Origin of the sequence: Chamaesiphon polymorphus CCALA 037, from assembly GCF_003003845.1 — a bacterium.
GTDB lineage: Bacteria > Cyanobacteriota > Cyanobacteriia > Cyanobacteriales > Chamaesiphonaceae > Chamaesiphon > Chamaesiphon polymorphus.
In genome coordinates this window covers 1-12,726 of sequence record NZ_PVWO01000127.1, presented here as the reverse complement: position 1 = coordinate 12,726, position 12,726 = coordinate 1, and the positions used below count along the sequence as shown (strand labels likewise).

Below are 12,726 nucleotides of genomic sequence, written 5' to 3'. Positions count from 1 at the left end.
GCCGAGCGCGACGAATCAGGGGGTGGCGGACGCTGACTTCGGCGTAGCGAGAATTGGTGGTGATATCTAGCGATCGATAGGGTTCTTCGATAATTCGGCTATTAGTTCCCCCGATATTGATGCTCAGAGTAGTCTGGGATGGACTCAGAGGCACGGTATAACTACCATCGATCCCGTTACTGCCATCGGTATTACTGTAGGCGAGAATGACCCGATCGCCCCAACCAGTGACATTGGCTTCGCTAATCTGGGCGCGACGTTGCCAACTGCCAATGCTCGGCGGACGGTTGTTATTGGTGGCAACTTCGCTAGTAAATGCTCGATCTTCAGTAACTTTAATTTCGAGGAGATTGGTACCTGGTTGGATGCCACTAGAGAGTTCGGCGGCAATACTCCCGATGAGCGGATCTTGCTGTAACAATCGCAATCCTTCAATTAGGCGATCGTTGTTCAAAGGCTGGCTGGTAGCTAATGCTAGACGCGATCGAATGTAGTCAGGTTTGAGCCTTTGGGTGCCCGTAACTTGAATATCTTCGAGCTTCCCTTCGACAATTTGAATTCTGACTACCGCACCATCGATCGATAATGTTTGTCCGGTGGGAATATACGCGCCACTGGTAAGATACTGGCGATCGAGATACAGTTCTTCGATCGCATTTTTGGCCGCTTCCAGCCTGTCGAATGTCACTTCGCCAGTAAATGGTTGGGTAATTTGAGCCAATTCTCGATCGCTAAATACCGTACTCCCCACTACTTGATATCGCAGTACCTTAATTCGCTCTGTCGTTGGTGTCGGCGGGTTTTGCGGGGTTACTGCTGGCGGTGTGAGGGGAACTGGCTGGACGGGTAACGGACTGGGAATCGGTTGTGGCAATCGATCGATCTGTGGCGGTGTGAGGGGTGTGGTTTGGGCGGATGCGGCAAGTGTAGAGTAATTAAGTCCAAGGATGATGGAGATGCCGATATCGGTGAGACGGGCAGAGGGAATGAAAATTTTCAATCTATAGCGATCCTATTTAAATTTTTGCTAACAATATCGATTTTTGCGGTCGCTCAAATTTCAGGCAGGGGCAATTCATGAATTGCCCCTACCTGAAATTTGAGCGACAATTAATACCCCAATTTAGGCTTTATTTTAGATTGCAATTTGGCGCAGTAGCTTTAAGCATCGACTCTGAATTATTAGTCGGTTGACTAGTCAAAATCACCGTGCGATTGCTGCCCATTTTCCAACCCTGTGCTGCTTCGATCGAGGGCGGCGTTGGTAGACTACTGACAGGCAGATTCGGCACGCGTGAATCGCTCCACAAATTGGCACTCCGCAATGGATCGCTGACACTTGGGGTAATTCCGCCTTTGCCACTATCGATGAAGGTACTCGCCTGCTTGTCGCTATTTCTCGCGCAGGTTTGCGAGAGTGTGGGCGGATTCGGCGCGATCGGATCGAGTTGTAATCCTTGATTGGGATCGTTCCCTAACGTCGTAATCGTCACAATCCCCTGCGCGCCAAATGTCGAAGTTGCGGCAATATTACTCGATGAGTCTATCCGCTGGGTGCTAAATCCCAACACATTATCGGCTCGAATCTGAATTCTGCCACCTTGTCCGCCAGCCGCACTAGCCGTAATATCGCTATTTTCGATCGGCACTGCCAAGATTAATCCGTTCGGCGCGAAGATCTTAATATTTCCGCCATTGCCATTTGTCGCCGCACTTGCCGAAATCTCTGACTGGTTTCGCAAAATTAGCAATTTATTGACATTAAGATCGATATCGCCACCATTATTCGCAACAGTTTTGGCCGTAATCGCACCGCGATCGAGTTTAATTGTATCCGCATTCGCCGTAATATTACCGCCACGTCCGGCACCATCGCTATTGACGGTAATTAAGCCACCATTTTGAATATTTAGATGCGGAGTATTGACGGTAATATCGCCCCCATTTCCGGTAGAATTGGAGATCGATCGACTAATAATGCCACTATTATTATCGACATTCAGGAAAATATTATAGTCACTCAGCGATGTCTGTCCGGCGGTGTTACTTAGATAAGATTGGAACGTCGATCGAGCCGTCGCATTAGTTTGCAACAGTGTAAAATATCGTTCTAAGATCTGGCGATCGAGTAAATTTGGATTGACTTGCTGCCAAGCCGCGAGTACTGACTGCTGCGACGTAGGATTGGGATTTTGAAGATAGTCGTTGAGAGCTTGTCTGGTGGCTGGCTGGTTGCTAACGACGAGAATTAAGCTCAAAAATGCGCGCTTGGCTTCAAAGGTCGAATCGATACCATTTAAGTTCGCGATTTTGTCAGCTTGTACGCTAATTTTACCAGCCTGTCCGGTACCTCTGGTTGTCGAAATCAGTTGACCGCCAGCGATTAATTCTACCGTTTTGGCTTGAATATCGATCGAACCACCTTGCCCACTATTCCCATTCTGGGAGGCTCCACCAACGAGCGTACTGACATCAATTCTAGTCCCACCTTGCAACGTCACGCGATCGGCATTAATTTTCACCACCCCAGCATTACCCGTATCGCTAGTAATACTCCGAATCCGACTCCCATTCCCAACTCCTGCAAAAGCTGGATTATTTTCAGTACCCAGAAATCGACCTAAATTCGAGTTACCTAATAGCTCCACAGAGTCCGCCGGACGACCGTTTAAACCTGCGATTTCGATCGAACCACCCACACCACTACCAGCGGTTCCCGCCGCGATTGCCGCCCCATTTTGCAGGGAAAATTTGGGAGTTTGAAAACTGATATTACCAGAATCTTGCTGACCCCCTGAAAAAGATGTAATGCCTGTAGCCTTGGGAAATCCTAGTAAAAATATCCGAGAGGACACTCCACTGACTTCTACTGATTCGCTGGCAATTATTTCAATATCCCCTAGTTTCCCAGTGCCTACAGGAGTGTTATCGCCGAGATAATCGGTCATCATTTGCGCGCCATCTTTATGAATCAGTTTGCCCGTGCGAATGCTAATATTTCCACTTTTACCCAAACCATAAGACCCAGTTATCAGAGCTGTTTCTTCGCCATTTCTCGGCGCGCTGAGTCGCACGCTATCGGTTGTCGAGATCGAGATATTACCACCACTTCCGATGCTGGTAGCATAAGGACTTGTTTCTATATATGCGCCATCTAAAAGCTGTAAATTTCGAGCATTAATCTGAATATCCCCGCCATTAATACTGCCCAAAGTACTACTCGAAATCCCACTGAAATTACCAGATATTAAGACATCACCCATTGCATCGAGTTTAATACTACCACCTTGAGTATTTGCCGCCGTACCGCTAGATCGGGTACTAATGACGGACGGACTAGTATCAGTTCCAGCTACAGTAATTTTGCCAGCTTGGAGATCGATATTGCCACTATTGGTTCCAGCCGTTGAAATCCGCGAACTATTTTGAATGGTAATATCCCCTCGCCTCAACCCATCGGGAATAGCTAGACTCGTCGCCCTAGTATCTGTTAGTTTGCTAGCATCGATCGATACAGTCCCCACATCGTTAACTGCGGCAACTTCTACTTTGCCATTTGGCAGCACCAATCTAGAACCAGTCAGCGTAATATTCCCACCTGCAAACAACACGCTCGCACCATCATAATTAGCTAATAAATTGGTAGAACCTGTAAAGTTAATATCCCCAGATCTACCAAACTGAAGTCCTACCGGAGTTGTCATCGTCAGCAATGGTACTTGCGGATTGACAGTACTATAAACATTGCCATCGGCAAATTTCAAACCATTAGCAGTACTCCCGATAAAAGTCCCCGCCATCTCCAACCGCGAATTCTGTCCGAAGAAAATGCCATTCGGGTTGAGAAAAAATAGATTGGCATTACCTAAAACGCCCAAAGTACCATTAATATTTGACGGTGTATCCGTCACCCTCGTGATGATATTATTCACCCCGATCGGATTGACAAAATCCACTCTTTGACCATTACTAATACTAAAATCCGTGAAGCTGTGGAACAGATTGGTACCGCGCTGCGCGCCACCTTGGATGAGGTTGTTATTGATGTTCGATCGATCGGCACCCAGAGTACGATCGGGATTAATCTGGGCTTGAGCGATCGACGTGCCAAGAGTAAGGGAGATGCTGACAGCGGCAGTGATGCATTTCATGCTAGAAGTTACTAGAATCGATACGTGTAGTATATCATCATAGTACTCGATCGATCCCTTTGAGATTACATCAAGTTTTGCTGAGGAGATTTTTTAGGGAGAGATGTAAATCGAGCTTGGCTCAAAAACAAAAAGACAAAATTAAGCGAGGACAATCGTTCCAATTGCCCTCGCTGATGCTAAATAGAGAATCAAATCTTAGTGTTTAATTCCCTGATGTTTCACATTCATTCTGCCAAATATGTAAGTTTTTTCCTACTAGATTGCTTTTACAATAAAATCAGCAGTAGTTAAACTCAAACCAGCAGTCATTTGGGCAAATTGACCGCCATTAGCACCAAACCCAATCGCACCTCCATCGGCATTGTAGAATAATTTGCCATTACTGCTGTTGTAGACAATCCCACTACTGGACATTGAGGCAGCAGCATCGGTAATGACAGTACTAAAATCGGTAGCAGGTAGAGTATTGCTAGTAGGACTACCAAAGAAAGTATTGCCAGTAGAACTACCAAAGAGAACAAAAGGAAACGGACTCAACTGTATTTTGTCTGTACCAACGGTAAAATTGGTAATAGTATCAATACCGAGAGCGTTAAATGGTAATAATTGACCGAAGGAACTAACAGAAAATTGCTCTCCAGTAAAAGCAAAAATATCATTCCCAGCACCACCAGTGAGGATATCATTCCCAGCACCACCAATGAGAATATTATTCCCCGCACCGCCGAAGATCGTATCATTCCCTGCACTACCGAAGATCCAATCATCCCCCGCACCGCCGAAGATCGTATCATTCCCCGCACCGCCACGGATCAGATCGTTCCCCGCACCGGAAGAGACATAACTATTACCAGGAGCAGCCACAATATCGATATTGTCGTTACCAGAGCCAGTAGTGAATTCAACCGACTCGACATTTACGAAAGTAGTACCATTGCTTGAGCCACCTGTAATCCCACCGTCACGATAAATGTATCGACTGTAACCGATGCTAGTGTTGGCTGTATCTGAAGAGTTATTGACGATCAGTCTATCGTTACCAATTCCCCCCTCAATGGTATCTGCGCCAATTCCAGAAGTAATAATGTCGTCTCCTGCTCCAGCATCGATCGTGTCTGCGCCAATTCCAGAAGTAATAATATCGTTTCCTGCGCCAGCATCGATCGTATCTGCGCCTGAACCGCCAATAATCGAATCATTCCCCGCAGCAGAAGAGATAAGGTTGGCACCAGTAGTGGCAGAGACATTAATATTGGCGTTACCAGAGTTAGTGGCGATGGTAACCGACTCGATATTTTTGAAGGTAGTGCCGTTGCTAGAGCCACCTACAATCGTACCGTTACTGACGCTGGTGTAATTGATGATGGTATTGGCTGTATCGAAAGATTTGACGATCAGCAAATCTTTGCCAACTCCCCCATCAATGGTATCTGCACCCGTACCAGCATTGATACTATCGTCTCCCAACCCAGCATCGATATTATCTGTGCCTGTACCGCTAACGATCGAATCATTTCCCGCACCGGAAAAAACATAGTTACTACCAATAGCGGCAGCAAGATTAATAGTGTCGCTGCCAGAGCCAGTAGTCAAGGAAACTGACTCGATATTGTAGAAAGTAGTACCGTTGTTAGAGCCACCTGCAATCGTCCCATTACTAACGATGGTATTGGCTATATCGAAGTTGTTGTTGATGACCAGAAAATCGTTACCAGCTCCCCCATCAATGGTATTTGCACCTTTACCACTGACAATCGAATCATTTCCCGCACCAGAGTAGACATAGTTCCTTCCCATAGCGGCAGATATATTAATGTTGTCGTTGCCAGAGCCAGTAGTTAAGGAAACCGACTCGATATTGTAGAAGGTAGTACCGTTATTGGAACCACCTGAGACAGTGCCGTTGCTAATGCTGGTGTAGTTAATGGTGGTATTGGCGGTATCGAAGTTGTTGTAGCTGACCAGAACATCGTTACCAGATCCCCCATCAATGGTGTCTGCACCTTTACCAACATTGATGTAGTCGTCTCCTAACCCAGCAAAAATGTTATCTGCACCTGTACCGCCGATAATCGAATCATTACCCGCACCAGAAGATACCGTGTTATTCCCAGTAGCGGCAGAAATATCGATATTGTCGTTACCAGAGCCAGTAGTGAAGTTAACTGACTCGATATTTTTAAAGGTAGTACCGCTGCTAGAGCCACCTGTAATCGTGCCGTTAAGGGAGCTGGTGTAATTAATGGTAGTGTTATCGGTATCGGAGCTGTTGAATTCGCTGATGGTTAGCAAATCTTTACCAGCTCCGCCATCAATGGTGTCTGTGCCTGTAAACGATTCGATGATATCGTCTCCAGCCCCAGCAAAAATGGTATCGTTTCCTTCCGCAGCCTTGATGAGATCGTTACCAGCTCCTGCATCGACGGTATCGTGGCCCATACCAGCAAAGATGGTATCATTCCCCGAGCCACTGACGATCGTATCATTTCCTCCATTAGAAAAGATCGAGTTGTTACCAGTAGCAGCAGAAACATTTATATAGTCGTTACCAGCACCAGTATTGAAGTAAGCTGTCTCAATATTTTTGAAGGTAGTGCCGTTGTTAGAACCACCCACAATCGTACCGTTGCTGGTAGTGGTGTAATTGATACTGATGTTGGTGCGATCGCTAGGATTGTAGTTATAAAGGTTGACATAGAGAAGATCGTTCCCAACTCCGCCATCAATGGTATCGGCACCTGCATTCACAGAAATGATATCATCTCCAGCTCCAGCATTAATGGCATCATTGCCCGTACCGCTGACGATCGAATCATTCCCCGCACCAGAAAAGACATAGTTATTACCAGTAGCAGCAGAGATATTAATATAGTCGTTGCCAGAGCCAGTAGTGAAGTAAACCGACTCGATATTTTTGAAGATAGTGCCGTTGTTGGCACCACCTGTAATATTGCCGTTACTGAGGTTGGTGTAATTGATGTTGATGCTGGCTAGATCGGAAGAGTTAATAATTTCAAGACGATCGTTCCCTGTGCCACCATCAATGTTGTATGCAACTCTGCCAACACTAGTGTAAATAAGATCGTTTCCTGTGCCAGCATTAATCGTATTGTAGAATACACCACCTAAGATTGTATCGTCGTCATTCGTACCTGTAATAGTTGCCATAATAATGTTCTCAGGGGTCGGGGTAATTTTGAACTGGAATCTGAAAGTTTGATATCGCTTGGTAATTATGAGAAAAAAATTCCATCTTTCGATCGAGTCGTTCGCGTAGCATCTCCAAGGGAGAATCGAATGAAAATGAGAAATACTTGAAATAGATTGTCTTAGTACTCGATCGATTCGGTGGAAATTAGATCTTTATTACCGACCGTTTGTTGTGGAGTTATTGTAAATAGGGTTGCAAACATCCACATTTACACTGACACTAGCTCCAGTCGAGCCAGAATATTCGGTATTATTGGTGTTCTTTGACTTGCCACAAGTGTCGCTGACGCCAATCTGAATATCATTATGAACGTTGGCTCCGCTGGGGTTGACGATGCGACCGCGAGAGTTACGAACGCGAGTAACAGGTTTACCGCCACCACCCATGCCATCATAGACATCGACGTTATTAATCGTATTGCCAGTGCTTCCAGCAAAGGCTGGCGCGATCGCCATCAAACTACCGACAATCGAGGCAGTCAATGTCAATACACTTAAATATTTATCAATCATAATTAAACTATGGGATATTTTTTTAGTCTATTGGGTTGTCTATAGAAGACTGAATTATCGTACGGTTATTGCCGCGAATTCTAGTTGTTTGGTTGTTTATTTGGCTGTTGGGTGAACTATAAGAATTGTTTGTTTGGCGAATCGTAGTTTCTCGATTGAGTGAAGTTTCCGCAGATTTTTTAGTCGCAACTGATGCTCTATTCAGACGACGTTGGCGAATACTATGTCGAGATTTGCTAGGATGCCGAAGTCTCGATGGTTCGCTTTGGACTTTGATGCGATCGGTTTCGATTTGGGTATTACCATCAGCATCGCGGATAATTCTGACTTTGCCCGATCGAATTTCGATATTGTCATCATCAAACTCGGCACGAGCCTGACTGAGGTTAGAGATAAGGAGAATACTTGTTATGCCTAAAACCCAAAATTTGCGATGCGACATATTGGTTATTTTTAGAGGGGAAGAGAACGACTGTACCTGAATAGTAGATACAGCCTCTCATCAATAGGTATTCGATAAATTCAATACAGCTAGTTATCAATCAAAATAGATAATCAGTATCTAAATGTTATTGATTAACATTTTCAGATCTTTGGCGAGTTCTTTTATTGACACGATTTCCATCGCCTTGAATATCAGTATTCGAGCGAACAGACTGAGATACACCAGTGTTACCAGAACGACGGCGGTTATTGTCAGAGGTTTGTTCGGTTTCATTACGAACAGTGTTATCGTTACCTGTGATGATAGTTTCAGATTCAGCATTTTGGATGATAGCAGTATCATTAGCAAATGCTGGCGCACCAGAGATTAGTAATAGAACAGAAGCGAAACCGAAAGCGACTAAACGTGAAGACATAGTTTTTCTCCGAAGATCGGGGTAAGTAAATAGTGAAAATGTTTTAAGACAAATGCTGAATTAAATGCTGTCGTACTTTGCCTAAATATAGGACAGCACGGCATCGATCTTAAGACGATCGAGTTGGCTCGAATTTAACGGCGATAGCGACGGTTATTATCGACTCTTTGTTCGTTGCTGTTGACACAACTATTGTTATTGCCTGCGATGTCACAAACTTGCTTGTTTTTCATTGAAACCCCAGAATTGTTACCGCCTTGACTGGAGTTAGTAATTGATTGATTGCTAGTACTGTTTGAGTAGTTATTATTCCCATTGATAACAGTTATTTGCTCGCTACTCATGCTATTGCCAGTATTGGCAATAGCTGGGATGCTCGTCAGTAATAGAGATACTGTGAGCAAGCTAAGATATATTCGATTTGATAGCATTTGTCTCCTTGACGTCGATCGATATTTAGCGATCTTATTTTTAAAAATAAGATCTTGGCTTAAAAATATTCTAACTACTACTTGTTTTTAGCAGTACCAGATGTGGTTTCATCTGCGGCATTGCTATCTTCTGTTGATGTATCATTATTAGCATCTGCTTGTTCGGCGGGCTGTTTTTGCTCTTGTTTTTTCTCTACAGGACGTCCGAATAATTGTTGGACGAATGATTTACCAGCCGAATCTAAAATTTCATCGAGGGGGATAGCTTGACTGCTTTGTGCTTGCATGAGGATTGTTGCTAAAGTTATAGCAACGATCGCCATAAATTTGACTGGGCTAGGAATGCGATTTTGGTTGTTCACGATCTTCAGGGTTGGGGTATGAGGTATAATGGAAACAGTTATTTTTTCTAGCGATGGGCTAATCAAATTTAGTATTTACTAGAAATTGATTAGCTTGTCTTTTGCTTTAGCATATCCAAAATAAAACATCTTTTATTCTCGATTGCTTGAGATTGCGGCTTTTGTCGGAGGTAGATAGCTTTCGTTCGTTCCTACTATGTATTTACATAGATTGTAGTTGGATATCCGGAATAAAAATCAAAGTTTTTAAGATATTTTTCTGCGTATTTAAACAATCTAAAAACAGTATCTCGATCGGGATATCTATATCTATATATGTCAATAGAGCAATTAAATCAAAAGTCAATTAGCAAAACGATCGAGTCTAAAATTATCGATCGAGATCGCCAATTTACTTACTAAACGCCACAAACATAATCGGCTCTGACCCAACCTTGGCGACCGTTGGCAGCAGTCTGCCACCATTTGAAACCATCGCGTCCGTATGTACTATTGAAGAGCACGACAGAATTACCATCGCGAATTTGGGTCAGGGCGCGGTAATTTTTGCCAGGGCCTGTGCGAAGAGAAAGGCTACTACCGCGTTCTGAAGTACAGACATTGCCATAGCTGTTACCTTGTGCGGAACGGTAAGCAGGGCCGACTCGTTCGGCAGCAGCGGGAAGAGTGGTCGCCAATAGTAATGCAGTAGCGGTTAAAATTTTCATGATGTTGTGAGGATTCGGGGTAATTTGGATTTGAAGAGTTACTTACTTACGTATCTAACGCGAGCTTTGCGTATCTTTATATACTTACTTCAGGAAGATAAGTAAGATTTATGCAAACTCATCAATGTGAAACGAAAACATTGCGAGGATTCAGGACAATTGAGATCGGAAGACTTTGTTACTAGCGTTCGGCAACGTTAGGATTATCTACTGCCCTAGTATTAATTGCGACCTGGAAATCTTTTATTTGGTACTGCTGGACATTAGCCCAAAAAGATTTAAAATCTGCTTGATTTAGGAATCCAATACAACCAGATGTGCCATCTTCTTTCGCATCTTTGTTATAAGATGGATCGACATGAAATCCTAATGCCGATCGACCAGTTCTAAATAATGGTGAAATTGCTAAAAACGGTTGACGAACATTAAGGCCATCTACCCTTCCAACTTCTGCTAATGTTCCTGGCACGAGCGTGTTGCTCATCCGATATTTTCCATTTGGTAATGGAGATTCTGTACCACTTTGATTGCGATTTCTTTTTTGAGTATAATTTCGTCCGGTGACGACTTCAAAACTCCTTCGCTCTTTACCACCTACGCACAGATGCAAGATATAAATAGGATTACCATATCTATTTTTAACCGTGCCATTCCCTAAGAACAAATGATTATTGGTGCCCTTGCACTGATATCTACTAGTCTGCTCCGTAGAGGATTTGGAGATTTCAGCTCCATCGGTTTGGGACTCGGCTGGGGACGTTGTTGTTGCTACTGGTGAGCTAGTTATTTCGCTAGTTGATGTTTGTATCTCTGGAGATTTGGCAATTGGTTGTGCTTGAGTATTAGAGCAACCTGTTAGCGCGATTGCACAGGTAAGAGCAATTAATATCTGTTGTGATTTCATGATATCTGTCTAAGGAGAAATAGGAGAACTTTAAAAAGTTAATTTTTCTTGGATTCGATCGACTTGGGATTTGCTTGTGTTAATCAATTTATAATTTACTTTTTAGCAGTATTTTGTGATTTGGATCGTATTTTAAAGAATAATTAAATTAATTTTAAATATAGATTTTGTCAATTTTTATAACTAAAATAGTGCATTTTTTATTTTAAAAATGCACTGCGATCGAATAAATAACGTGTGGTAGTTAGCTGCTAAAAACTAGCTCGGCGATCGGATGTCATCAGCATCGATCGGCAAGCATAGTTGAGAAAATTTAGATCGAAAGAATACTTAGACTGGGAAAATTAAAAGTATGTTTCTATACTTCTATCAGCCAAATGTAAAAAAATTATGCAAATCTCAGATAGTTAGGTGTCGATCGACTTTCCCGCGATCGAAAATGACAGAAATTGAAATAAGTAGATAATTTTTCTCTAAGTTTGCATAAATTAGCAATTTAGACCTGATTAATAACTAAGGCACTCGATCGCAAGTGAGAGATCTAGCTAATAGAGCGATCCGAATGTGTCCGCAGCCGCTGGGACTGCTCCAGCAAAAACAGGGTTTTCTACTAACAGGAGAAAATGTAGCCATAGAGCTGCATCTTCTTCCTCTTCTGTGCCCTGAGAGGCTTTAGGTGTTAGGCTTTAGGCTTTAGCGGATGACAAGTTTCCTGCGGTGGAAAATCATACATCCAATCAGCAACGCCTATTGCAATCCTCTAGCCTTCTGAATCGGCAGACGCTACAAGGGACGGGGAGAAGTAATTCTCAATTCTCAATTCTCAATTCTCAATTCTCGATCGGATTCCATCAATCGCTGTACGCCAATTTCGCCCTCTGTGGTGGCGACTAGATCGAGCGCATCGTACCAATAACCAGCTCGCGCAAATTCAACCGCTCGCTCTGACTGGGATAAACCTGCGACTCGCTGCAATAATTCGGGATTTGGCTTCACCATTACTAAGCCGCTGACGAAGGGGTTGCGGGAGAGGCTGATCTCATCGCAGACTATTGTCAGCGTCCAGGCTAACATGCCGGGACGATCGATCGATCGGGGTAGTTGGAGTCTGACTAGTCCGGTTTGTGCTGGTAATGTGACGGGGACTTTGATAAATGGCTGCGATCGATAGCTGTCGGCTACCCGCACCGATAATACCCCGGCAAGCGGTGTCTGGCTGATGTAGGGTTGATATATCCAAAATGTCGGTTTGGTAGTCGCGCTGAGTCCGCCAACATCCTCTGTGGGCACGATCGCTCTCAATCCTCGTTCTGGATTTGCTCTAGTTAGGCAGATGCTGCGTTTGCCGCCACCGTAGGTAATATCTTTGGGTGTGCCTTTGCGGGATAGTACCGAAAATGTGGGATCGGGGACGTATTTAAGCGGTGCGGCGATCGTGGATATTTGTGGTGTGGTGAGTAGTAGTAAAGTTGTGAGGCGGAGGAGATGCAGGTGAAAATGACGAGACATGCGGGGCTGAAGGGGGATCGATCGAATTTTTCTGAGTGTAGCATTTGGTTCGATCGGAGATGTTGGTGGCGATCGG

At 44.1% G+C, this 12,726-nt stretch carries 11 protein-coding genes; all 11 read right to left on the bottom strand.

Annotated elements, in window-relative coordinates; genetic code table 11:
• Positions 1–1,000: ShlB/FhaC/HecB family hemolysin secretion/activation protein (locus tag C7B77_RS11985; protein WP_146138285.1), on the bottom strand; the 1,000-nt coding region annotated here is incomplete at its 3' end.
• A 130-nt stretch (positions 1,001–1,130) separates the two neighbouring features.
• Positions 1,131–4,151: a two-partner secretion domain-containing protein gene (locus C7B77_RS11980; protein ID WP_106304632.1), complete on the bottom strand. Its 3,021-nt coding sequence runs from the start codon at positions 4,149–4,151 to the stop codon at positions 1,131–1,133.
• Between the two features lie 258 nt (positions 4,152–4,409).
• Entirely contained in the window at positions 4,410–7,322 is a 2,913-nt protein-coding gene (locus tag C7B77_RS11975; protein WP_106304629.1) for a beta strand repeat-containing protein, read from the bottom strand.
• 198 nt (positions 7,323–7,520) lie between these two features.
• Complete coding sequence (locus C7B77_RS11970; protein ID WP_106304627.1) at positions 7,521–7,877, bottom strand: hypothetical protein; 357 nt, start codon at positions 7,875–7,877, stop codon at positions 7,521–7,523.
• 22 nt (positions 7,878–7,899) lie between these two features.
• Positions 7,900–8,319: a hypothetical protein gene (locus C7B77_RS11965; protein ID WP_106304624.1), complete on the bottom strand. Its 420-nt coding sequence runs from the start codon at positions 8,317–8,319 to the stop codon at positions 7,900–7,902.
• 127 nt (positions 8,320–8,446) lie between these two features.
• The gene (locus C7B77_RS11960) at positions 8,447–8,737 is read right to left on the bottom strand and encodes a hypothetical protein (RefSeq protein WP_106304621.1); all 291 of its coding nucleotides are present in this window, start codon (positions 8,735–8,737) and stop codon (positions 8,447–8,449) included.
• Positions 8,738–8,871: 134 nt separating this feature from the next.
• Complete coding sequence (locus C7B77_RS11955; protein ID WP_146138284.1) at positions 8,872–9,141, bottom strand: hypothetical protein; 270 nt, start codon at positions 9,139–9,141, stop codon at positions 8,872–8,874.
• Positions 9,142–9,245: 104 nt separating this feature from the next.
• Entirely contained in the window at positions 9,246–9,530 is a 285-nt protein-coding gene (locus tag C7B77_RS11950) for a hypothetical protein (RefSeq protein ID WP_146138283.1), read from the bottom strand.
• Between the two features lie 398 nt (positions 9,531–9,928).
• The gene (locus C7B77_RS11945) at positions 9,929–10,237 is read right to left on the bottom strand and encodes an SH3 domain-containing protein (protein ID WP_219892120.1); all 309 of its coding nucleotides are present in this window, start codon (positions 10,235–10,237) and stop codon (positions 9,929–9,931) included.
• A 181-nt stretch (positions 10,238–10,418) separates the two neighbouring features.
• Complete coding sequence (locus C7B77_RS11940; RefSeq protein WP_106304608.1) at positions 10,419–11,141, bottom strand: L,D-transpeptidase family protein; 723 nt, start codon at positions 11,139–11,141, stop codon at positions 10,419–10,421.
• 816 nt (positions 11,142–11,957) lie between these two features.
• The coding region (locus C7B77_RS11935) for a DUF928 domain-containing protein (RefSeq protein WP_146138282.1) at positions 11,958–12,726 on the bottom strand (769 nt) is incomplete at its 5' end.